At 35.0% G+C, this 26,140-nt stretch carries 19 protein-coding genes and 1 other RNA gene; all 20 read left to right on the top strand.

From position 1 onward, the window contains the following. Positions 1–2: 2 nt before the first annotated feature. The 20 genes from K357_RS0101370 (at position 3) to K357_RS0101280 (ending at position 26,065) form a co-directional block, all read left to right on the top strand. Positions 3–629, top strand: a complete 627-nt coding sequence (locus K357_RS0101370) for an MBL fold metallo-hydrolase (protein WP_028257112.1) — start codon at positions 3–5, stop codon at positions 627–629. An 11-nt stretch (positions 630–640) separates the two neighbouring features. Further along, entirely contained in the window at positions 641–1,705 is a 1,065-nt protein-coding gene (locus K357_RS0101365) for an AI-2E family transporter (RefSeq protein ID WP_028257111.1), read from the top strand. Between the two features lies 1 nt (position 1,706). Further along, positions 1,707–2,198 carry a Fur family transcriptional regulator gene (locus tag K357_RS0101360; protein WP_028257110.1) on the top strand — a complete coding sequence of 164 codons (492 nt, stop codon included), beginning with the start codon at positions 1,707–1,709 and terminating at the stop codon, positions 2,196–2,198. Continuing rightward, a complete protein-coding gene (gene hemZ, locus K357_RS0101355; protein WP_028257109.1) occupies positions 2,191–3,642 on the top strand; it encodes a coproporphyrinogen dehydrogenase HemZ in 1,452 nt (483 codons plus the stop codon). The genes K357_RS0101360 and hemZ overlap by 8 nt, the downstream gene beginning before the upstream one ends. A 1-nt stretch (position 3,643) precedes the next feature. After that, a complete protein-coding gene (gene hisS, locus K357_RS0101350) occupies positions 3,644–4,918 on the top strand; it encodes a histidine--tRNA ligase (RefSeq protein ID WP_028257108.1) in 1,275 nt (424 codons plus the stop codon). A gap of 4 nt (positions 4,919–4,922) precedes the next feature. Then, positions 4,923–6,722 carry an aspartate--tRNA ligase gene (aspS, locus tag K357_RS0101345; RefSeq protein ID WP_028257107.1) on the top strand — a complete coding sequence of 600 codons (1,800 nt, stop codon included), beginning with the start codon at positions 4,923–4,925 and terminating at the stop codon, positions 6,720–6,722. Between the two features lie 377 nt (positions 6,723–7,099). Next, a non-coding RNA gene (gene ssrS / locus K357_RS09455) (6S RNA) lies at positions 7,100–7,272 on the top strand. 251 nt (positions 7,273–7,523) lie between these two features. Next, on the top strand, positions 7,524–8,834 hold the full coding sequence (locus K357_RS0101340; RefSeq protein ID WP_028257106.1) for a replication-associated recombination protein A: 1,311 nt from the start codon (positions 7,524–7,526) through the stop codon (positions 8,832–8,834). Positions 8,835–9,247: 413 nt separating this feature from the next. Next, positions 9,248–12,169, top strand: coding sequence for an FtsK/SpoIIIE family DNA translocase (locus K357_RS09600; RefSeq protein ID WP_051211959.1), 2,922 nt, complete (start codon positions 9,248–9,250; stop codon positions 12,167–12,169). Between the two features lie 55 nt (positions 12,170–12,224). Next, positions 12,225–12,665: a helix-turn-helix domain-containing protein gene (locus tag K357_RS0101330; protein WP_028257104.1), complete on the top strand. Its 441-nt coding sequence runs from the start codon at positions 12,225–12,227 to the stop codon at positions 12,663–12,665. A 41-nt stretch (positions 12,666–12,706) separates the two neighbouring features. Further along, positions 12,707–14,653 (top strand): YgiQ family radical SAM protein, encoded by a 1,947-nt coding sequence (locus K357_RS08510; protein ID WP_051211957.1) that lies wholly within the window; start codon positions 12,707–12,709, stop codon positions 14,651–14,653. A 219-nt stretch (positions 14,654–14,872) separates the two neighbouring features. Next, on the top strand, positions 14,873–15,910 hold the full coding sequence (locus tag K357_RS0101320; protein ID WP_028257103.1) for an ABC transporter substrate-binding protein: 1,038 nt from the start codon (positions 14,873–14,875) through the stop codon (positions 15,908–15,910). Position 15,911: 1 nt separating this feature from the next. Then, positions 15,912–17,258 (top strand): 30S ribosomal protein S12 methylthiotransferase RimO, encoded by a 1,347-nt coding sequence (gene rimO / locus K357_RS0101315; RefSeq protein ID WP_028257102.1) that lies wholly within the window; start codon positions 15,912–15,914, stop codon positions 17,256–17,258. 20 nt (positions 17,259–17,278) lie between these two features. Beyond that, positions 17,279–18,529, top strand: a complete 1,251-nt coding sequence (locus tag K357_RS0101310; RefSeq protein WP_028257101.1) for a competence/damage-inducible protein A — start codon at positions 17,279–17,281, stop codon at positions 18,527–18,529. Between the two features lies 1 nt (position 18,530). After that, positions 18,531–19,583 carry a recombinase RecA gene (gene recA, locus K357_RS0101305; RefSeq protein WP_028257100.1) on the top strand — a complete coding sequence of 351 codons (1,053 nt, stop codon included), beginning with the start codon at positions 18,531–18,533 and terminating at the stop codon, positions 19,581–19,583. A gap of 5 nt (positions 19,584–19,588) precedes the next feature. After that, positions 19,589–20,083, top strand: coding sequence for a regulatory protein RecX (locus K357_RS0101300; RefSeq protein WP_051211955.1), 495 nt, complete (start codon positions 19,589–19,591; stop codon positions 20,081–20,083). Between the two features lie 179 nt (positions 20,084–20,262). Continuing rightward, positions 20,263–21,813 (top strand): ribonuclease Y, encoded by a 1,551-nt coding sequence (gene rny, locus K357_RS0101295; RefSeq protein ID WP_051211968.1) that lies wholly within the window; start codon positions 20,263–20,265, stop codon positions 21,811–21,813. A 351-nt stretch (positions 21,814–22,164) separates the two neighbouring features. Further along, positions 22,165–23,937: a DNA primase gene (gene dnaG / locus K357_RS09690; RefSeq protein WP_028257097.1), complete on the top strand. Its 1,773-nt coding sequence runs from the start codon at positions 22,165–22,167 to the stop codon at positions 23,935–23,937. A gap of 27 nt (positions 23,938–23,964) precedes the next feature. Next, entirely contained in the window at positions 23,965–25,146 is a 1,182-nt protein-coding gene (gene rpoD / locus K357_RS09685) for an RNA polymerase sigma factor RpoD (protein WP_028257096.1), read from the top strand. A 253-nt stretch (positions 25,147–25,399) separates the two neighbouring features. After that, entirely contained in the window at positions 25,400–26,065 is a 666-nt protein-coding gene (locus K357_RS0101280) for a hypothetical protein (protein WP_028257095.1), read from the top strand. Positions 26,066–26,140: the final 75 nt, after the last annotated feature.

Genomic DNA, 26,140 nt, shown 5'->3' with positions numbered 1-26,140 from the left:
ATTTGAAACTTACATTGTTGAAGATTCCCTTAGGTGCATACCAAACAAATTGTTACATCATCGGTAATACGGATAATAAAAAAATCTTCCTTGTTGATCCAGGTGCACAGGGAAAAGAACTACTTACTGAATTAAACCATAGACAACTAGAACCACAAGCTATATTATTAACTCATGGACATAGTGATCATATTGGTGCAGTTCAAGAGTTAGTTGATACCTATAACATACCTATTTATATGCATCCAAAAGAAGTACCCTTTCTTACAGATTCTGAATTGAATCTAAGTGCTTTTCAGGGATTAGACATACAAGTTCATGGAACTATACATGAAGTTATAGAAGGAGATACTATTTCTTATGAACAAGTGCCGATAAAGGTTATTGAAACGCCAGGGCATACACCTGGAGGCATTTCCTTTTATATGGATGGTATTTTATTTGCAGGGGATACTTTATTTAGAGATTCTGTAGGTCGTACTGATTTCCCATATGGATCGTTTGATGATTTAATAGTATCCATACAGACCAAATTAATGAACCTGCCAGATGATACGATTGTCTATCCAGGACATGGCCCAGAGACCACTATCGGATATGAGAAAAAATCAAATCCATTTATTGGTTAGGTGGTGATAGATTGCTATATAATAAGTCATTACAATATTGGTTGCGATTGATATTATTAGTCATTGCTATAAGCATATTAGCTCTATTGGGTCCTATTGTGTTACCATTTCTTGTATCATTCGTGCTGGCTTTACTTTTATTGCCAATTGTGAATGGATTACAATATTTTATGAGAAAAAAAGTTGGGTGGACATCGTTTCCTCGTACATTAGCTATTCTGCCAGCTTTTTTATTAGTAGCGTTACTTATCGTCATTAGTATTAATTTAGTAGTAACACCTTTTTTAACCGAATTTTCAAGATTAGTTTATAATTTACCATTTTTATTGCAACAATTTGTATTAGTCATACAATCGATTCCATTATATGAAGAATACCAAATTATGCCATCCCAGATGAATACACTTCTGTCAATGGCGATTGCAAAAGTAAGTAATTATGGTGTTGAATTAGTTCAACAAGGTGTGTCAGCAGTGTTTTCTTTGGCAGGAACATTACTGGAGTTATTATTAGTGCCAATTATTACATTTTATTTATTAAAGGATGGTCGTAAGTTACAAGAAAAAGTCATTCGTATTTTTCCAGAACCAAATGCAACGTATATACGAGAAATTAGTAATCAAATCCATCGTACAGTGGGTGGTTATTTACGAGGACAATTGTTATTAGCAACGAATATGTTTGTCATCGTTCTAATAGTGGCGTATATATTTAATTTACCATATCCTTTTGTATTAGCTTTATTAGCTTCTTTAGCCGAGTGGCTTCCTATTATCGGACCTTTTATCAGTGCCGTGCCAGCAATTATACTAGCTTCCTTAGTAAGTGGTTCGTTAGCATTGAAAGTAGCTATTGTATATTTAGTGATTCAACTAATTGATGGACAAATTACTATGCCTAAAGTATTAGGTCATGTGATAAAGTTGCACCCATTGGTTATCATTTCTGCTATTTTTATTGGTGGCACTTTTTACGGTATGATAGGGATGATGGTTGCTGTACCAATTACAGCTATTTTGCAAATTATTTTAGATAGATTATGGTATTTTAACAATTATTATAAGGATGGTGACTAATATGAATTCCACATTAGAAAAATTGAAAGAACGTATTAAAGATAAAAAATATAAGTTGACTACGCAACGGCAAACTATTTTACAAGCATTTATTGACGCAGAGGAAAATCATTTAAGTGCAGAAGATGTGTACGGACTAGTGAAAGCGGTTGCTCCTGATATTGGACTTGCTACTATTTATCGTACTCTTGATTTGTTTACGGAGCTAGATCTATTGAAACGTCTTGATTTTGGAGATGGACGTAATCGCTATGAATTAAATGATGAAGAATTTGCACATTTTCATCATCATTTAATTTGTGTGAAATGTGGGTGTGTAAAAGAATTTGAAGATGATATGTTAGAAACATTAGAGTCTATTATTGCCAAAAAATTAAATTTCCGCACCATTGACCATCAGTTAAAAGTCTATGGCTACTGTAGTGAATGCCAAGAAAAAATGAGTGAAGAAGAGCGAGAAGCGTTAGAAAGACAAACACATCGTCATGCTTAATGGATATCATTATGAGGGGCCACTACCGCTAGGTTCGGTAGTGGCTCATAATTGTGGTGCTGCTGGTCTATTTTCTAATAAAGAATCTCCACAAGTTATTATTACTGGCGAAGAACTAAATAATCAATATACGTTAAAAATAGACATTCTAGATGATACGCATACGTATCTTACGCATACAAAAGTATTCGTGGATGAGTTCACTGCATTAGGTCGACGTAAATTGGGTCAAGCATTATTATTGTATTTACGAGCATATCAGGGACTAGATATCCATAGCGAGTGGGGGACTCTAGTTGGTGTTAGACCTACTAAGTTGTACCATAAATATTTAGATACATGTTCAATAGAAGAAACACATAAACGGTTAAAAGAGGAATTCTTCATTAGTGATGAAAAGTTAGATTTATTAGCTTCTATAGCACATTATCAAAGGCCATATATTGAGCAAGAATCTTCTAATGATAAACGAGTAGCAATATATGGAGGTATTCCTTTCTGTCAAACACGATGTACATATTGTTCCTTTCCTTATGGACTCATTCAAGATTATCCGCATATACAGAATTTTAAAAAATCTTTTATAGATGATATAGAACATATGAAGTCGTTGATAGAAAGGTATCAATTAGACATTCCTGCCCTTTATATGGGCGGTGGTACACCTACTAGCTTGGACGAAGATACATTTTGTGAGATTTTGCAGTCTTTTACATCACTAGCGACTAATGATTGTGAGTATACTATAGAAGCAGGAAGACCGGATTCTATCACTAAAAGGAAAATCATGGATATGCAACGATGTGGTGTAAATCGTGTGAGTATTAATCCGCAGAGTTTGCAAGATTCTATTTTAAAAATAATTGGTCGTGGACATACAGTTTCATCGATTACATCTTTATATACATATATACGCAATCATACTACATTTTCTATTAATATGGACTTTATTGCCGGTTTACCCACACAAACTATGCAACATATGATAGAAAATATAGATTATATTTGTAAGGTACACCCTGAAAATGTTACAATTCATACGTTAGCATTAAAAAAAGGAAGTCCTTTATACAATGGTATAGGAAGGACGGACATGCCTAGTGAAATGTTGGTTAAGGAAATGGTAGCTTACACGAAAGAGCGCCTTCAAGCAGAAGGTTATATTCCATATTATTTATACCGACAACAATATATGACGGGGCAATTGGAAAATATAGGATATACGTTGCCTAATAAAGAATGTATTTATAATATTCACATAATGGAAGAACGGCAACCTGTTTTATCGATAGGTCCAGGTAGTTCGTCAAAATGGATGCGTGGGCCAGATTATCGTCAACAAAAGCAACATATGCCAAAAGATGTGAATGTATATATTAGCACACTAGGTACATTATTAAATAAACGAGAATCTTTATCTAAAAAGTTTTGGGAGGTTGTGTAAAGTGGCAATTCAAAAGCCTAGAGGAACACAAGATTTTTTGCCAGAACAAATTGGCAATTGGAATTATATAGAAGCTCGTATGAGAAATATTTGTAAGTCTTATGGATTTAATGAAATTCGAACACCAATTTTTGAAGAAACGTCTCTTTTTTTGAGAGGTATCGGGGAAACAACAGATGTAGTTTCAAAAGAAATGTATAGTTTTCCTACAGGTGATAAAAAAGAGCAGACATATACATTGCGCCCAGAAAATACCGCATCAGCTGTACGGGCTTACTTAGAAAATAAAATATATGGAAAAGAAAATATTACGAAATGGTTTTATATAGGACCTATGTTCCGCCATGATAAACCACAAGCTGGACGATATCGTCAATTTCATCAATTTGGAGCAGAATTACTGGGAAATCCTTCACCATTAGCAGATAGTGAAATTATTTGTATGATATTACAGCTCTTTAAGGATTTTGGCTTAGAAGATTTACAGGTAGAATTAAATTCAGTAGGATGTCCTAACTGTCGTCCAGAATATCGCAAAAAATTAATCTCCTTTTTTGAATCAAAAAAAGATAAGTTATGTCCAGATTGTTTATCTAGATTATATAAAAATCCTTTACGAATTCTTGACTGCAAAGAGGAAACTTGCAAAGAATTGTCAATAGGTGCTCCTGCCATTCATGAACATTTATGTGATGAATGCAAGGATCATTTCGAACAGGTAAAAGCATATTTAACAGCGGCTCATGTAGATTTTCATGTAAACCCACGCTTAGTACGAGGATTAGATTATTATACGAAAACTGCTTTTGAAGTTCAATACGCCCCATTAGGTGCACAAAGTGCAATTGCAGGTGGTGGACGTTATGATGGTCTAGTTGAAGAACTAGGCGGACCAGCTACTCCTGCTATAGGATTCGCCATGGGGATGGAACGAGTGCTATTAACTCTAGAAAAACAGAATCTATTGCCTGAAACAACTATAGATCCATCAGTATTTATTGTAGCATTAGGTGAGAGAGCACAAATTGAAGCCTTCAAAGTACTACAAGTGATTCGCAGTGCCTATTGTAGTGCTGAAATGGATGGACAAAACAAAAGTATGAAATCTCAATTAAAATATGCTAACAAAATTCATGCAAAATATGTTATTATATTGGGTGATGATGAATTAGCTCGCCGAGAAGCAATTATTCGTTACATGGAAACTGGAGAACAAGAAACAGTGCCATTAACAGAGGTAGCTATGCGAGTCATTTCAATGGTGAAAGGATGTTAATATAATGGAAACAATGAAAGGTTTACACCGTACAGATGGGTGTGGCACAATTGGTGAAGCGCATAAAGGAAAAGAAGTCGTCCTTTGTGGTTGGGTTGAACGCCGTCGAGATCACGGTGGATTGATTTTTATAGATTTACGTGATCGCTCGGGTATGGTACAAGTTGTAGCCTCTCCTGATCATAATATAGAATCATTTCATAAAGCAGAAGATGTACGTAATGAATATGTGCTTTGCGTACGTGGTACAGTAACTGAACGTGATAAAGAAGCAATCAATCCTAACATTCCGACTGGTAAATACGAAATGTATGTAGAAGAAATGCGTGTATTGAATGTAGCTAAAACACCACCATTTTATATTCAAGATGATATCGACGTAGATGAAAATATTCGCTTAAAATATCGCTATCTTGATTTGCGTCGACCAGAAATGCAGCGAAATTTAATCCTAAGACATAAAGTAACAAAAGCAATGCGTGACTTTTTTGATCAACATGATTTCTTAGAAATCGAAACACCAATGTTGACAAAAAGTACACCTGAAGGCGCACGTGATTATTTAGTACCATCTCGTGTTAATCCTGGTACATTCTATGCATTGCCACAGTCACCACAAATTTTTAAACAAATATTGATGGTAGCAGGCTATGAAAAATATTTTCAAATTGTTCGTTGTTTCCGTGATGAAGATTTACGTGCAGATCGCCAACCAGAATTTACACAACTTGATATTGAAATGAGTTTTGTGGAACAAGAAGATCTATTGCAAATGATGGAACAAATGATAGCACATGTATTCCGTACAACATTAGGAAAAGAAATTCAATTGCCGATGCCACGCATTACATGGGATGAAGCTATGGATAAATATGGTTCTGATAAACCGGATTTACGATTTGATATGGCCTTTACGGATGTAACCGATTTAGTAAAGGACACAGAATTTAAAGTGTTCCGTTCCGTAGTAGATAACGGTGGACAGGTAAAAGCTATTGTAGTCCCTGGACAAGCTACTATTCCTAGAAGAGAAATTGATGATTTAACCAATTATGTAGGTCGATACGGTGCTAAAGGATTAGCGTGGGCTTGTATGAATGAAGATGGTACTATCAAATCTCAAGTTATGAAATTTATTGGAGAAGATACAGTTCGTGCGATTGCTGATAAGGCTGGAGCTAAATTAGGCGATTTAGTTATGATGATTGCTGATAAAAAAGCTACAGTAGCTCGTGCATTAGGCGAATTACGCTTAGAAATGGCTCGACGTACAGGCATGATTGATGACAATAAACTTGCTTTTACTTGGGTTACAGATTTCCCAATGTTTGAATATAACGAAGATGAAAAACGCTATGTAGCTATGCATCATCCATTTACTATGCCGCGTGAAGAAGATCTTGAACTACTTGCTACAGATCCAGGATCTGTTAAGGCCATTGCGTATGATATGGTATTAAACGGTGTTGAAATTGGCGGTGGATCGCAACGTATATATCAATCAACCGTGCAAGAAAAAGTATTTAATGCCATCGGTTTAACTGATGAAGAAAGTCAAGCTAAATTTGGATTTATGTTAGATGCCTTTAAATATGGAGCACCACCTCATGCAGGTTGTGCGTTTGGCCTTGATCGACTCGTTATGCTTATGGCTAATCGACAATCCATTCGCGATGTGATTGCATTCCCTAAAACACAAAGTGCCTCTGATATTATGTGCCAAGCACCATCTACTGTCGATACTAAACAATTGAAGGAATTACATATTAAAACAGCGACAGAAGAAAAAGAACGATTAGTATAACTATTATACAAAAGTAAAAGTTGGAAACTACTCCTTTGCAAACTAATTAGACTGCAAGGGAGTAGTTTTTTATGCAACAATACTACGTATTAGGAACTATAACATCTATAGAGGAACATAATTAAATAAGAATCGACATATGATAAGAACATGCATTTTTGTAAGTAAAAGAAACTATGCTAGATGAATATTATATAATGTTAGTTTTGATAGAGGAAAAATAGAAATAACTGTAAATTATTACGACTATACTAGTAGATACTATTCAGAATATAATAAGTGAATTAAAAATTATATTTTACCCATCGTTATCTTTATAAATAAAGTTTGAGTATACTTGAAAATTATTTGTATTTTTGATAAGATAATGACAGAAGATATCCCTGCTGTGTGCGTGTGATATCGCAGTTTTGAGCCAACATTCAAACTTTGGGAGTTTTTGCTCTCAACTCGGCGCGAAACCTTATTAGGTATGCAATGTTTTGAGGAGGACACCCACCTGCCATTGCAGGATCAAAACGCGATATTTTTACGGCATGGTGGGGTTGACCGCCTTTAGGCGGTTTTTTTATATTCTTTTTACATACATCTCTAGGAGTCGGTATGATAACTGTCTGACTACTACAGATTATTTTAGTTTTATGATGAACTATGTATTGATTAGATATTTACTAGTAGATATAATAAATACCTTGTAATTGCTTATGTTATAGTGTACTTTTACAGTGGCATCAATGAGTATAATTTCATATTAAAATTTTAAAGGATAATAGAAAGTAGATATTTACAAAGGAGATACTAATGGATAGCCTATTTGAGGAGTTAGAGGTAACAGCATATAAACCGCTAGCGGTTCGTATGAGACCAACTACATTAGATCAATTTTATGGGCAAGAAAAAGCTGTGGGGAAGGGTTCTTTTTTACGTGCTATGATAGAAGAAGATAGAATACCTTCATTATTGTTATATGGACCATGTGGCACTGGTAAAACAACGTTAGCGACGATTATTGCAAAATTAACACATAGTCGATTTGTTGCATTAAATGCGACAAATGCTGGTATTGGAGAAATTAGACATACTATCGAAGAAGCTACTAAATATATTCGTAGCTTTCAACAAAGAACAATTTTATTTTTAGATGAAATTCATCGTTTTAATAAAAGCCAGCAAGATGTTTTATTACCTTGTGTAGAAGATGGAACAGTTATCTTAATTGGGGCAACTACAGAAAATCCATTTTTTGAAGTCAATCGGCCATTATTATCTCGATTGCGCTTAATTACGTTAGAGGAACTAGAGCCTATAGCCATAGTACAAATATTAAAACGAGCATTATCTAATTCGGAAATAGGGTTAGGGAAAAAACATATCACAGCTAATGATGATACATTACAAACGTTAGCACAATTCGTTAATGGTGATGCACGAATGGCATTAAATATTTTAGAACAAGCAGTAGCTATGTTAGAGGATGGAAGTTCATTAACATTAGATAGCTTAGATAGAATATGGGGACGACGAATTTATAGATATGACAAACATGGGGATAATCATTACGACACGATTTCAGCATTTATAAAAAGCATGCGTGGATCGGATCCACATGCTACGTTACATTATTTGGCACGAATGATTGAAGCTGGTGAGGATCCCAATTTTATAGCTAGACGTATCCTAATTTGTGCTGCAGAAGATGTGGGGTTAGCAGATCCACAAGCCTTAGTTATTGCTAATGCTGCAGCGCAGGCATCTCATTTAGTAGGTTTTCCAGAGGCTCGAATTATATTGTCGGAAGCAGCTTTGTATGTAGCGTTAGCTCCAAAAAGCAATAGTGCTTATAAAGGAATCGATAAAGCTATCGCTGATGTACGACATAAAAATTGCGGTGTTGTACCTAATCATTTAAAAGATAGTCATTATGGTGGAGCTAAATTACTCGAACATGGTATTACTTATAAATACCCTCATGATTATGTGGATGGTTATGTGAAGCAACAATATTTGCCAACTCAACTTATAGGTGCTACTTATTATGAAGGAAGTCAACATGGTCAAGAAAAAGAATTGCTTTCTGATTTACAAAAACGACGAAAAGAAAGTAATTCATAATACAGTCTTCTAATATACTAATAACACATATTTATATACAGTAATAGGGAATGTAACTCTATGAGCATGTATGTAAAACTATGAGCTAACAAATGAGATGGTACATAGTACTGTACAGTAATAATTATATAAATCGATAGACTATATAGCTAAGATGCAGCAAGAGATAGGCTAGCATATATGATTAGTTTTTAAAGTTCGTTTGTAGAGATTAGCAATCTATTGGTATAGTGAGTGGATACATCATTACTATATGGTATGCAGTTAAGTAAGCTAATTAACTACTAGTTGATTACTATCGATGCTCTGGAAATAGTTGAATATGTCGTGATATAAACTATACTTTTATGATATAATTAAGTGATATGAAGTTTTATAATGAATTATAATATATAGAATGGGTTGCAGTATTTATGACAGAGTCTAAACAAGGAAAAGTTAGAAAAAAGAGAATAGTAAAACGTGTGAAATCAAATTCTCGGGCAAAAGGAAATTCATCGCAAAGAAAAGAGTCTGTTTCACAAAAAAAAGAAATAAAAGGATTAATTGTTGTTGTTATTGCTCTTATAGGTTTATTGGGCCTGTTTGGTGGTTCAGTTGGCCTAGGCGGCAATATATTGACAGAACTATTTGAATACGGGTTTGGTTATGGTGCTATTGTGCCTTGTTTAAGCTTATTATGGATTGGTATTCGTCAAATTTATATAGGAAAATGGTTCACCATTACAAAACGAGGCATAGTATGGTGCGCTACCTATTTTTTAATTTTAGCATTAATCACTATGATTAAAGTATCAAGTGGATCAGAGTTAATTGCCACTCATGCTATCAATTCTGGCGGATTTATAGGCGGACTCATAGCGTCTTTTCTTCATAGTATAGTAGGCGATATAGGTAGTATTATAGTTACAATCGCTTTATTACTTTCCTGCGGGCTTGTCATTAGTCGCATGTCACTTAGTAAAGGGCTACATCATGCAAAAGATAAAACACAAGTGGGCATTGAAACCGTTCGAGAAGTAGCTACGGAAAAAGCAGGAACCGTGCGTATGCAAATTTCGGATTGGCAAGAACAACGTAAGGCTATGCATGAAACGCGAAAAGCTTATAATCGAGAAGAAGATACGCGTTTTTTAAAAACTACAGTGGCTATAGGGCAAATAAAAGATGAACAATCCGTACATGGTGCAAGTGCCAGTGATTCCGATACAAGTTCCTTGCCAGTAGAAGATAGTAAGAACGTGCTATCAAATAATCATACTCTTGTATCTAAAGTAGCAGGAATAACCGCTCATGCGTTATCTACAGCAGCTACAGCAATTGGTAATTATGCTAATACAGATATTACATCAGAAAATTGCATTTCTAAAGATGAGCATTCTGATAATCATGTCCATAATGCAGTAGAAGTAAATGCGCTAGACAGCACAAATTCTTCTTCCTCTACAGTTGGTGATATAGTCGATTCTACTAGTATTCCACTAGGAGAAATAAGTATAGGTGGAACAGAATCTGTAGTAGAGGAGCAAGAAACAAAAAAGGTAGCACCAGAATTAGAAATAACTAATCTTGATGGAAAGAAATCGCTATCTCCCACTACAATAGAAGAGGAGATAAGTGATTCTAAAAAAAATATTATATCTAATTCTTTGGATGAGCTCGATAAAAATGATGCTACTACAGGAAAGGCAATAGGAGAACATCTTCCTAATAAGCATGAAGCAGCTAGGCGCGTAGCTCAAATGGTTACAGCATCTTCTATAGGTACATGCATAACTGATGATGTTAGTGGTAATACGGCAAATACTAATCATCTAACAGTTCCATCTTCAGAAGGTGCTAAAGAAGACACAGCGGCTGTAGCTGTAGAAACAGATGGTATTGCTCGCGTTCGAAGTTTAGAGCCATATCGTTTTCCGCGATTAGATATGTTAGCCAAAGGAACTGTCAATGAAGTCGATAATGAAGAAGTAGCTCATAATGCAGAAGTATTAGAAACTACATTAAAAAGTTTTGGTATTACGGCACGTGTAGCTAATGCAACAAAAGGACCTGCCGTCACTCGTTATGAGTTAGAACCTGCACCAGGGACGAAAGTAAGTAAAATTGTTAATTTAACCGATGATATTAAGTTGAGTTTAGCCGCCGCTGATATTCGTATGGAAGCCCCTATTCCGGGTAAGTCCGCTATAGGTATTGAAGTACCTAATCGAAAAATTTCCGCTGTTCACTTGCGTGATGTGTTGGACTGCGATGATTTTTCTCATGCTAGTGGGGGAATTCCTGTAGGATTAGGTAAAGATATAGCAGGAACACCTATTATTACTGATTTAGCTAAAATGCCACATTTATTAGTAGCTGGATCTACGGGTTCAGGAAAATCAGTATGTATTAATACCTTAATTGCAAGTATCCTTTTTAGCCGCAAACCAGAAGAGGTAAAACTTATATTAATTGATCCTAAAATGGTTGAATTGTCCACCTATAATGGAATACCTCATTTGATGCTTCCTGTTGTTACAGATATGAAAAAAGCCGCTGCGGCCTTACGTTGGGCTGTTCGGGAAATGGAAGCAAGATATCGTACATTTGCGGCTACCGGTGTACGAGACATTAAACGATATAATGAATTGCATCCTAAAACTGCGATGCCTTTGATTGTAATTATCATTGATGAATTAGCAGATTTGATGATGACAGCGCCAGCAGATATTGAAGAGTCTATTAGTCGGTTAGCACAGATGGCTCGTGCTGCAGGTCTACATATGGTATTAGCTACGCAACGGCCATCAGTGAATGTTATTACTGGTACAATTAAAGCAAATGTACCAAGTAGGATTTCCTTTGCTGTAGCTACACAAATTGACTCTCGTACAATTTTAGATATGGCTGGTGCCGAAAAACTATTGGGAAAAGGCGACATGCTATTTGCACCGATTGGAGCTAATAAGCCAGTTCGTATTCAGGGATGTTTTATTTCCGATGATGAAGTAGAACGACTAGTAGATTTTGTGAAAGAGCAGGGATCCCCTTCTTATGATGAAACGATTGTAGAAGATGAAGAAGATGATAGTAAAGAAGACTCTAAACTAAAAGATGATATGCAAGATGAACTATTTGAACGTGCAGTTAATTTAGTTCTTGATTCAGGGCAAGCATCAGTATCTATGTTGCAACGGCGATTTAGAATTGGATATAGTCGGGCAGCACGTTTAGTTGATACGATGGAAGAATTAAAAATTGTAGGTCCTAATAATGGAAGTAAAGCACGAGATATTTTGATGTCTAAAGAGGATGTTATAGACACATATTTCTCGCAGCATACTAAGGAATAAATAGATACAGAAAGGAGCGTATGGTAGCTATAAATCAGCTATCTTACGATAATATATGGCGACGATTGGAGAGACATTACGCCGAGAAAGAGCTAGGAAAGGATTGACCTTACAAGAAATTGAACAATCATTACATATTCGAGCGGCCTATTTAGAAGCACTGGAAGAAGATAATTATGAAGTTATTCCTGGACATGTATATGTAAAAGGATTCATTAGAAACTATGGCAACTTTCTTGGGTTAGATGGTCAAGGATTAGTATTGACCTATAAGGATCATATTGGAGAAGATCGTGCTTTCGTTGTACGAACTAGTAAAAGTAAGTTAAAAAAAACTACTAATTCTCAAAGATTAATGAATACAGATAAGATACAAAAAATATCTATAGAAACACGTCAACGAAAACGAGAAAAAACAATTATACAAGAACGAATATTGGTAACGATGATTGTAATTCTGATTGTTATATTCTTTGTGTGGTTGCTCATATTATAAATTTATACTACAGTTAATTAGAGTTAAGGAGTCATTGGTGGATGGGAAAATTTTTAATTACTGAACGATGGGAAATGGACGCGCTAGGTTGGGCAGAGCTAGATTTTGTATTGATTAGTGGCGATGCGTATGTTGACCATCCTTCCTTTGCACCTGCTCTAATTGGACGCTATTTAGAAGCTAAAGGATATCGTATTGGTATTATTGCACAACCTGATTGGAATGATTTAAATACTTTTAAAAAATTAGGTAAACCGCGCTTGGCTTCATTAGTTACAGCAGGTAATTTAGATTCTATGCTTAACAAATTTACAGCAGCTAAGAAAAAACGCAGTAACGATGATTATTCTCCAGGTGGACAGTCGGGCAAACGGCCTGATAGAGCGACATTAGTCTATGCTAATCGTATGAAAGAAGCTTATAGTGATGTACCAATTATTATTGGAGGTATTGAAGCTAGTTTACGACGTTTTGCGCATTATGATTATTGGTCTGATACAGTGCGTCGCTCTATTTTACATGATGCTAAAGCCGATGTATTAGTATATGGTATGGGCGAAAAGCAAATTGGCGAATTGGCAAAAGCCTTAGATCAAGGTTCTTTAGAAAGGCAACTACCGTCTATTCGTGGAATTTGTTATATAGATAAAACAATTCCTTCAGGAAGAGTTGTAGAGTGTCCCTCATTTGAAATGGTAAAGAAAGATAAACAATCTTTTAGCAAAGCTTTTAAAATTCAATATGATGAGCAAGATCCGTACTATGGAGCAACGATTGTACAGAAACACGGTGATCGTTATGTGATACAAAATCCTCCAGCATTACCATTATCAGAGCAGGAAATGGATCAATTATATGCATTGCCATTTACTAGAACTTGGCATCCTAAATACGATAAACTTGGGGGTGTGCCAGCACTTAAAGAAGTGCAATTCAGTCTCGTAAGCCAACGTGGTTGTTTTGGAAGTTGTTCTTTTTGTGCTATTACAAATCATCAAGGAAGAATTATCCAAAATCGAAGTCACGCTTCATTATTAGAAGAAGCTAAAGTTATGATTGCTATGAAAGACTTTAAAGGGTACATCCATGATGTAGGTGGTCCTACAGCAAACTTTAGACATATAGCATGTCCAAAGCAAGCTAAAGTAGGAGCCTGTAAAGGTAAAACTTGTGCAGCACCTATACCATGTCCTAAGTTAGATACCAATCATGATGATTATATAGCGTTACTCCGCAAACTTCGGAAACTAAAAGGCGTGAAAAAAGTATTTGTTCGTTCTGGTCTGAGATATGATTATGTACTGGCAGATAATAATAAGGCCTTTATTAAAGAGTTATGTCAATATCATGTAAGTGGACAATTAAAGGTGGCGCCAGAACATATTTCTGATCGTGTCACTACGATTATGGGAAAAGCAGGTAAAAAAGAATTTTTGCAGTTTAAATCATATTTTGAACGAGCGAATCGTGAATTAGGTAAAAAACAATATTTAGTACCTTATTTTATGAGTTCTCATCCTGGATGTGAATTAGTTGATGCTATTGAATTAGCAGAATTTTTACGTGATGAGCATATGTACCCTGAGCAGGTACAAGATTTTATTCCTACACCAGGTAGTTTATCTACCTGTATGTATTATACAGGTATGAATCCCCTAACAGGCGAATCAATATATGTGGCTAAAAAAGCACGAGATAAAGCAATGCAACGAGCATTGATGCAATATAAGAATATTGAAAACTATGAGTTAGTAAAAGAGGCATTGCTAATTGCAGGAAGAAAAGATTTAATTGGCTTTGGAGCAAAGTGTTTAATCCCACCACGCCCTATAAAAGGAAAGTCAACTACTATTCACAAGAAGACATATGGTCATACTAGACGAGGACCTAATAAAAAAAATATATCTCATGATAATGTATCTGTATCACAAAAACATAGAGCTATATATGCTACAAGGCATAGTAAATCGAATTGCAACATATCCTAAAATGACTTAATAGAAAAGTACTTTTAGCAAAGCGACTTGCAATCAGTGTAATTTCGCCAATCAGTTGTGCTTTTTTCTATAGGTGTGTATCTATGAATCTATTTTAGTAGTATATACTATATTATGGTACTATGTTGTATCAGATACCGATATCCTACTAGTGTAACAAGTAGGAATCTCAGTTGTTCTGTGGAATACAATTATTAAGGAGAAAAATATATGAAACGATGGCTAGCGCCGTGTATCTTACTAGTATTTGTATTAGGAGTGTTAGTGGGCGGAATCATTATGGCTCAACAGCGGCAAGAAGAAGATACTATATCGCCTCAAAAAGGTGAATTAATAGTTTACACTGATATACCAAATCAAATTACATCTGTCTTGGCCGATGAATATATGAAGGAAAAAAACATAAAGTTAACTATTTTACCCTTAACAGAAGAACAAATGAGTAAACGTCTATCGTCTGCTATGGCTGATCAATCTGGTGATATAGTAATTACCAGTCAAGACAATTTAGAATTAGGTGTTAAATCACATCAATTTACTCCAGTTATTTCTGAAGGAATTGATGAAGTAGCTGATAGATTTAAAAATACAGATGGTCAATGGGTTGGAGTTTGGTATGATCCTGTTATATTTGCACAAAGTAACGCTTTCTACCAAAGAGAAGGTAAATATGTAACTACTTGGTCCACATTAGCAAAACCAGGTGATTGGAAAGTGATTTTAACTGATTTTGTAGCATCACGTAGTGCCGCTACTATTCTGTATAATTTTGTTGAAATTTATGGAAAAGAAGAAGCTATTGATTATTTTATAAGACTAAAAACACATGTAATTCAACATTCTAAATTTTTGACGACACCAGTGCGATTGGCTTCATTAGGAGAAACAGACATTGGTATAGGAAATTATTCAGATGGGAATCAGTACATGATGCATAATTATCCGGTAAAAATTATTTTTCCTAAAGATGGAAGTCCTTACACATTAACAGGTGCCGGTGTATTACATACTACTAAAAATAAAGAATTAGCTATGGAATGTATTAATTGGTTATTATCTAAACAAACAGCACAACTTTTAAATGACAATAATTTTAAATTTTGTTTTACAAATCCAGAAATGCCATTGCCAGTTGATTCTTTGGGACATGAATTAGTACTGCTTCCTGTAAGTGGTCATTATACAAGTGAAGGAAAAAAAGAATTATTAGATGCGTGGATTAGTCAAGTGCGATTTAGAAAGGATTAGAATGGAAAAACAATTAGGATATATTAGCCTTGGATGTGCTAAAAACTTAGTCGATACAGAAATTATGTTGGGAAAATTAAATGATGCAGGATATATAATTACTGAGGATCTAAGCAATGCAGACCTTATTATTATTAATACTTGTACTTTTATTGAAAAGGCAAAGGAAGAGTCGATTAATACGATCTTAGAAGCGGCTCAATACAAGCAAAGGGGACATTGTAAAGGTTTAATAGTGGCAGGCTGTTTGAGCCAACAATACCAAGAGGAACTTTTTACAGAAATACCGGAGATTGATGCCCTTATTGGTACTGGTGCATGGGATCGAATTATGCAAGCTGTAGAGGCAATTGAAGCGGGTAATCGTATTTGTATTATGGATAACATTACTAATATGTATGATGAACGTATGCCACGTATGCAAACAACACCGACTTATAGCGCCTATGTCAAGATTGCTGAAGGTTGTAATAATGGATGCACATTTTGTATCATTCCTAAAGTTCGTGGTCCATTTCGAAGTCGTACGATTGATTCCATTGTTGGGGAAGTCAAAAAACTAGCCTCTATGGGTGTCAAAGAGATTGTTTTAATTGCCCAAGATACAACACATTACGGTATCGATTTAAGTGACGATGGTAAACCATTACTAACCACATTACTTAAAGAATTAGTAAAAATTGATGGTATTGAGTGGTATCGATTATTATATTTATATCCTCAGTTTTTTACAGATGAATTACTGGATTTCATTATTTCTGAACCTAAAATTTGTAATTATATTGATATTCCATTGCAGCATATTAATGATGATATATTACGACAAATGAATAGGAAAGATAGTCGTCATGATATAGAAACATTACTAAAAAAAATTAGAAACCAACCTAAGCATATTACATTGCGCACATCTATTATAGTAGGTTTTCCTGGTGAAACGGATGAGCAATTCGATGAGTTATGTGATTTTGTAAAACGTATTAAATTTGATAATATGGGTGTTTTTACATACTCACAAGAGGAGGGAACTATTGCAGGCGCTAGACATGACCAAGTACCTGAGTCGATTAAAGAAGACCGTTATCATACATTAATGGCAATACAGGCGGCTATTTCTGAAGAAAATAATAAGGCTTTAGAAGGGGTAGTATGTCAAGCGATGATAGAAACCATCGAACCATCAGATGATGGTACTTTCTTGGCGAAAGGTCGATTAGAAACACAGGCACCTGATGTCGATGGTAACATGTATATTGAAAATTGTGAAAATTTAACGCCAGGCACAATATGTAATGTAAAAATTGAACAAGGCTTTGCCTATGATGTAGTGTGTAATCTAATGGACTAAATACTAAAGGATGTGATGGTATGATTGTTGAGCTAATTTCAACAGGATCTGAATTATTATTAGGGGATACTGTCAATACGAATGTATCCTGGTTAGCACAAGAGTTGAATAAGCTAGGATATACAGTTGCATATCAATCTGTTGTGGGTGACAATCGGCTTCGTATGCAAGAAGTGCTACAGATTGCTATGAAACGAGCTGATATTATTATTACAACTGGTGGATTAGGGCCTACACAAGGAGATATTACTCGTGAGGTAGTGGCCAGTGCAATAGATGTTCCTCTTGAATGTAATGAAGATGCAATGAATGAAATAAAAGCCTTTTTTTATCGCGTTAATCGTGATATGCCAGAAGCAAGCCGTAGAGAAGCTATGTTGCCATCCAGTAGCAACGTATTGCACAATCCTGTAGGCGTAGCTCCTGGAGTAGCTTTACAAGATAAGAACAGTCAAACAACCTTTATCCTCTTACCAGGACCGCCAGGAGAAATGAAAGGAATGTTTGTAGATAGTGTCATTCCTTATTTAGAAAATATATTTGGCGTGCAAGGAAATGTTCATTCCTATCGATATGCGATTTATGGGCTTAGAGAATTAGAATTAGAACGTACTGTTGCTGATTTAGTCGCCTCACAATCAAATCCAACGATTGCTTTACTCATAAAAAAAGGATATATTGAGTTGAGAATTACTGCTCATGGCAAAACAGTTGATGAAGCTAAACAATTATTGGATCCGTGGGATGCAATTATTAGAGAACGATTAGGTCATCATGTAGGTAGAGAATTACATACATCCATGGATGAATTATTAGCAAGTTCATTATTAACCGCAACTGCTACAGTTAGTACTGCAGAATCCTGTACATCGGGATTAGTAGGCAAACGATTAACTGATTTAGCTGGTAGTAGTGCCTATTATAATGGAGGCATTATTTCCTATACGAATACTATTAAGCATAATTTATTACACGTACCACAAGAATTATTGGATACAGTCGGTGCTGTAAGTCGTGAAGTGGCACAAGCTATGGCAGAAGGAACAAGACGCATAACCAATAGTACGTATGGTATTTCGACAACAGGATTAGCTGGACCAGGTGGTGGTACAAAAGATAAACCAGTTGGATTAGTATATATAGGGGTCGCAGGACCTAATGGCACGGTTGTTCATAAATTAGAATTAATTGGTAATCGTGATGATATTCGTCAAAGTGCAGCAGAATACGCACTTTATTATCTATATGAATATATGAAAGAGGTACACTAATATGTCAGATGGTAGACAAACTGCATTAGATAATGCATTAAAGCAAATCGAAAAAGATTTTGGAAAAGGCGCGATTATGCGTCTTGGTGATGTAGCCAACAAGATGAACATTGAAGTGATTTCATCTGGATCATTGGCCATCGATTTAGCAATCGGCGTAGGAGGATTTCCACGTGGTCGTATTATTGAAATCTATGGACCAGAATCATCTGGCAAAACCACAGTTGCTTTACATGCAGTAGCAGAAGCCCAAAAACAAGGTGGTATTGCTGCTTTTATTGATGCAGAACATGCATTAGACCCTATTTATGCTAGAAATCTTGGCGTTGATATTAATAATTTACTAATATCCCAACCAGACTGTGGTGAACAAGCACTAGAAATTACTGAATCCTTAGTTCGTTCCGGAGCCGTCGATATTATTGTTGTTGACTCGGTAGCGGCATTAGTCCCTAAAGCTGAAATTGAAGGTGAAATGGGCGATGCACAAGTTGGTTTACAAGCTCGTTTAATGAGTAAAGCTATGCGTAAACTTACAGGAATTATCAATAAATCAAAAGCAGTTGTTATTTTTATTAATCAATTGCGTGAAAAAGTAGGGGTTATGTTTGGTAATCCTGAAACTACTACAGGGGGCCGAGCATTAAAATTTTATTCATCTGTTCGTTTAGATGTACGTAAAGGTGAAATGATTAAGGCGAATAATGAAAATGTCGGCGCTAGAACAAAAGTAAAAGTAGTTAAAAACAAGGTAGCCCCACCATTTAAAGTAGCTGAATTTGATTTAATGTATGGCATAGGTATTTCTAAAGAAGGTACATTAATTGATGTTGGTGTATCGTTAGAAGTCATTAATAAATCGGGTGCCTGGTATTCTTATAATAATGAACGTATGGGGCAAGGAAAAGAAGCTGCTAAAACCTATTTAAAAGAACATCCAGCTATAGCGGCTGAAATTGATAAAATTATTCGTGATACCTTATCGGCAGAGCCAGAAGTATTTGATGTCGGTGTGAATGCAGAATCAATAACACCAGATACTAGTGAAGCGTAATTTCTATGTCCATATATTCAGCAGATATGAACGTTAACAATCAAGATGAATACGCTAATGCAATGGCACAAGCATTACGTTTTTTAAACTATCGTTTTTTGAGTTCCTATGAGCTTAGAAGAAAAATGCAGGGAAAAGAGTATTCTGATGATGTAATTAATCGCGTAGAAAATAAATTGATAGAATTACAATATTTGGATGATAAACGATTATCTGAAGACATGGCTCGTAGATTAATGCATAAACAATTATATGGGCGATTTTATATTGAACAAAAACTAAAACTTCGTGGATTAGATATACCAGAAATACTTAATACCTATAATGAAATTGAAGCAGGATTTTCTATGATAGAGAAAAAAATGCCGAAAAAAACTGTCAGTGATATGATGACAACGAAGAAAAAAATAAGTAGGCTATTAGCAAATCGCGGATTTTCTAGTAATACTATTGCCATCATCTGTGATAAAATTAGTGCATCTAATGAGGATGATTACTAATGTAATAAGTGTATATATATTCTTTAATACGTAAGGTTTATGCTGGTAATCACTCTTATTTCCTTGACATAATATCATTTACAGTCTAAAATTAAATTAACCTTATAAATAGGGTTTAATAATTGAATTAGACACGGCAATACAAGGAGCCGATGAGTATCGGCTCCTTAATTTTATGTATGGAGGTGAGACCAATTTTAGAATACAGTATAATTGCCGTTGTAATGGTACTGATTGGCTTAGGTGTTGGTTATTTCTTAAGAAAAAATATTGCCGAAGGGAAATTAAAACAAGCTGAAATAGAAGCTGAACGTATCGTAGCTGATGGTAAGCGTTTAGCGGAATCGAAGAAAAAAGAGGCTTTGTTAGAAGCTAAAGAAGAAATTCATAAACTTCGTACTGACGTTGATAAAGAAAATAAAGACCGTCGTGCTGAATTACAACGCTTAGAACGACGAATTCTGCAAAAAGAAGAACACTTAGATAAGAAATTAGACAACATTGAACGTAAGGAAGAAACGTTATTACGTAAAGAGCATGAAGTAACAGAATATCGTGAACAAGTGAATGCACTTTATGAAAAACAGATGACAGAACTAGAACGTATCTCAGGCATGACATTTGATGAAGCCAAAACTACGTTGTTGACTAATGTAGAAGAAGAAATTCGTCATGAAACAGCAGTATTAGTAAAAGACTTGGAACAACAAGCTAAAGATGAAGCTGAAAAGAATGCACGAGAAATTATTGCAGCAGCAATTCAGCGTTGTGCAGCTGATCATGTAGCCGAATCAACAGTGTCTGTCGTTTCCTTACCTAACGATGAAATGAAAGGTCGTATTATTGGTCGTGAAGGTCGTAATATACGTGCTTTAGAAACCTTGACGGGGATTGATTTAATCATCGATGATACGCCAGAAGCTGTTATTTTGTCTGGGTTTGATCCAATTCGTCGAGAAATTGCACGAATTGCATTAGAAAAATTAATTGTAGATGGACGTATCCATCCTGCACGTATTGAAGAAATGGTAGCAAAAGCTCGCAAGGAAGTAGAACAAACCATAAAAGAAGCAGGCGAACAAGCCACATTTGAAGCTGACGTACATGGTTTACATCCAGAGATTATTAAGATCTTAGGGCGTTTGAAATATCGAACTAGTTATGGTCAAAATGTATTAAAACATTCCATTGAAGTCTCTCATTTGGCTGGTATTATGGCAGCTGAATTAGGAGGTGACATTGCACTTGCTAAGCGTGGCGGTTTACTCCATGATTTAGGCAAAGCATTGGATCATGAATTAGAAGGTTCTCATGTTGAAATCGGTGTAGATGTTGCTAGAAAATACAAAGAAAGTCCATTAGTTATTAATTGTATTGGTGCTCATCATGGTGATGAAGAATTTAAATCAGTAGAAGCTGTATTAGTAGCTGCCGCTGATGCCATTTCTGCCGCTCGTCCAGGAGCTAGACGAGAAACATTAGAAAACTATTTAAAACGATTAACAAAATTAGAAGAAATTGCCGAATCCTTTGAAGGCGTTGAAAAATGCTTTGCTATTCAAGCAGGGCGTGAAATCCGCGTTATGGTAAAACCAGATAAAGTAGATGAAGCTGAGTCAACTTTATTAGTTCGAGAAATTATCAAACGCATTGAATCTGAACTTGAATATCCAGGACAAATAAAAGTAGTAGTTATTCGTGAAACACGAGTTATTGATTATGCTAAATAATTAGAAATTATTACTTTGTCATTTTATTATATATATTGGGACAACATATAGTGTGTTGTCCCAATATTCTTATATAACTCTTGATAAATTACTATGAATTTATAGGGGCCCTGCTTTTAGGAACATATAGTATTCTTTCTATTGTATAGATAGATTCATTCTGTATTAAAGAAAAATGATAAAAATTTTTTCTTTAATAGAGGATTTTTTTATTATATGTCGAATATTAATAAAGTTGGACTATTTTTTATACAATAGATTAGAGAGATTCTTAGTCTTGAAAGAGGAATTATTACGTCTTTTGTAGAATATTATAATTAGTGGATATGTAATAGTAGATATAGGTGAACTATGGCTCGATATTTCGATACTGAATTAATTGAAAAAATTAAAGATGCTAATGACATTGTTTCAGTTATATCTGAACATGTACCATTACGAAAAAAAGGAAAAACCTATTGGGGGTGCTGTCCATTTCATAATGAAAAAACACCGTCTTTCAGTGTTACCCCTGAAAAAGGATTTTATTATTGCTTTGGTTGTGGCGCTGCAGGCAATGCTATCAATTTTTTGATGAATTATGAACATTGTACATTCCCAGAAGCATTAGAAAAATTGGCAAATCGTGCTAATATTCCGTTGCCTGTTGCTGATATGTCTAAGGAACAACGCGAACGCAATGAATATCGTCACAAGCTATATGAAATTAATGAACTGGCATCGAATTTTTTTCATAATTGCTTAACTCAAACATCATTGGGAAAACCAGGTTTAGACTACTTATTGAATCGTGGTTTAACTATGGAAACAATCAAAAAATTTAAACTTGGCTTTGCTCCTAACAGTTGGGACAAACTATATCGTTCATTTATAGAACGACATATTCAAGAAAGTTATTTACTCGAACTTGGATTATGCAGAAAAGGAAGTGGTGGCAAGGTTTATGATTATTTTAGAAATCGTGTTATGTTTCCTATTATGGATGGTCGTGGTCGAGTTGTTGCTTTTGGAGGACGTGTCTTAGACGATAGTACACCGAAGTATTTAAATTCTCCAGAAACATCTATATTTAGTAAAGGCCATATATTATTTGCATTCGATAAAGCGTATCCAACAATCAGAAGTACTAAACAAGTAATTTTAGTAGAAGGGTATATGGATGTCATATCTGCACATAATGTAGGCATTACTAATGTAGTTGCTTCATTAGGAACTGCTTATACAAAAGATCATGGCAAACTGTTACTGCGCCAAGCCGATGAAATCATATTAGCCTATGATATGGATGGAGCAGGGCAAAAAGCTGCTAAACGAGCTATGGAATTATTAGTGAATACAGATTTTAAAGTACGTGTATTAGCCATGCCTGATGGTAAAGATCCTGATGATTATTGCCGTCATCATGGAAAAGAGGCTTTCAAAAAGTTAGTAGACCAAGCAGTTACGCCGTTTGAATTTTTATTAAATGACTCATTAATTCGCCATGATAGTACCGATCCTTTAGAAAAACAAGCTATATTAGAAGAGATGTTTGCCTACATCTCTCATGTAGAAAGTAGTGTAGAACGTGATAATTTATTACATGCGTTAGCATTGCCATTGTGGTTAGACACCAATACTGTATATCGATACTTTAAGAATTATCTAAAAAAAGGCAATCTCGTAACCCAATCTAATTCTCCGCCAACATCTATGTATACTATGTCCTCCATACAAGAAGAAGACCTAATAGTCGCCATGGCAATTCATACTATACAAGCATGGCGGGATATTATGCAGTATGTTCCTTTAGAAGATTTCTCAAATCCTTTGCATCGAGAAATATTGACAAAAATAGGTGACTATATAAAGGATAAAGGATCTTATACGTCTCGAGAATTAGAAAATGTATTCGAAAGAGAAGCAAAACAAGAATATATGCGTCTTATGGTAATCAGTGATAACACATATAGTAAAGATATACTATACCAATTGTTACGGGCTGTGCGCTTACGGTCATTACGAGAACAATATAAATCACACAGTATGCTGGCCGATCAATTAAGTAGATTGGGTGATATGAATTTCATTAATGAATTAAAAGAATGTCAGAAATTGCAAGACATTATAAAAGAATGGTCTTAATAGTACGTACGTGAAAGGAAGAGTGCGGTGGCTAAGAAAACAAAAGATATAACAAGAAATCAAATAGAAGAAACTATTAAAGAGTTATTGGCAAAAGGTAAAAAGAATGGTAGCTTGCATCAATCAGAAATTACAGAAGCGCTAGCAGATCAAGAAGATATTTCAACAGAACAACTTGATGATATGTATGAAATTTTTAATAAGTTAAATGTTGATATCATTACTGATTTAGACGAAGATGAAATTCATGATGACACTGATTCTATAAGCGCGGAAGATGATGATGAAGATGATGATGCCGTACCAGAAAAGAAAATTAAAATTGATTTAACTGTACCAGAAGGTGTTAACATTGATGACCCTGTACGGATGTATTTAAAAGAAATAGGGCGTGTACCATTACTTTCAGGGGATGAAGAAATTATATTAGCACAACAAATTGAGGCAGGTATGCAAAATGATGCTTCTTACAAAGAAGTGATAGAAGGGCAACGGGCAAAGAAAAAATTAGTGGACGCTAATTTACGGTTAGTAGTTAGTATTGCTAAACGCTATGTAGGTCGCGGTATGTTATTTTTAGATTTAATCCAAGAAGGTAATTTAGGTCTTATCAAGGCCGTTGATAAGTTTGATTATACAAAAGGCTATAAATTTTCAACCTATGCGACTTGGTGGATTCGACAAGCCATTACTCGTGCCATTGCCGATCAGGCACGGACCATTCGTATTCCTGTTCATATGGTAGAAACGATTAATAAATTAATCCGTATTTCTAGACAATTATTGCAAGATAAAGGAAGAGAACCTACTCCTGAAGAAATTGCAGAAGGTATGGGAATTTCCGCAGATCGTGTACGGGAAATTCAAAAAATAGCACAGGAACCTGTATCATTAGAAACACCAATTGGCGAAGAAGAAGATTCGCATTTAGGCGATTTTATTGAAGATCATGACGCGATTGCACCAGATGATGCAGCGAGTTATATCTTACTTCGTGAACAAATCGATGAAGTGTTTACTTGTTTAACTGAACGGGAACAACAAGTGTTAATCTTGCGATTTGGATTAAAAGATGGCAAGCCACGCACATTGGAAGAAGTAGGGCAATATTTCAGTGTAACTCGTGAACGTATTCGTCAAATTGAAGGCAAAGCGCTAACAAAACTTCGCAATCGAGGTAAACGAGATAAAATTAAAGATTTCTTATAATGATATATCTTAATGTATGGGGATTAGTAACGAAATGATTCCTAATACATGTATTGCATCATCAATATAAAAGAAAGTATACAATTAGACATGACAACAATGAATTTTAGCATACCAATGACTTTTTCTATTTTATGTGATAGAATAGAGTTAATTTAATATAGATAATGATTGTCTGTTGATAATTATCTATATATTATAATTTCTTACAATCCAAGTAGGATTATGGTTAGTATTATAATAGGAGATATATATGAAAAAACAAATAACACAAATGATGATAATTGGAGGATTAGTAACAGCTGTTTATATGGGTGGCACGTATTCTGTACAAGCCGATTATGATGCGTTAAGTATGCCAGCCCCTACTGCTACACCTAGTATATCTGTAGAAGAAAAACATATATTAGTGCCAGCGCCTAGTACTTATGTGCAGTCTGAAATGGATCGCTATGTAGCGTGGTATAATGAACAAACTCGTACAGCAGACAGCCATGTACCTATGAAGATATTAGAAGATGGCACTCAATTATCGGTATCAGAAGTAATAAATCAACGATTTGTTCAAGCCTTAAAAGATCGTAAACATTTTTATGAATGGTCACATCGTTATGATATAAAAGAAAAAGAAGAACAATCGACCTATGCAATGGATACATTACAAGCTATGATTAACGATATTGAATTTGCTACTACAGGACGTTTTATATCTACTACAGAACCACATCACATAGATTTATGGGCAGCTATTCAAGAACCAGCAACTCCTAATGTAGATGAACCTGTGAATCCTGCACACATTTTAGATATTGAAAAAGAGCATATGAGTCGTGTTAATAATTCTGAGCTTCGTTCCTATGCGAATGAAATGATTCTATTTGCCATTCATGATACGATGAACGATAAAAGTTTTAAATAATATTTTTAAATAATATATTCTTACATGATCTAGTTATTTGATATAAATATTACATAAAAAACTGTTGACAGAGTC

Source organism: Veillonella montpellierensis DSM 17217 (genome assembly GCF_000426745.1).
Lineage (GTDB): Bacteria > Bacillota > Negativicutes > Veillonellales > Veillonellaceae > Veillonella > Veillonella montpellierensis.
The sequence above is the reverse complement of the archived record's forward strand: the minus strand, read 5'-3'. Positions and strand labels throughout refer to the sequence as shown.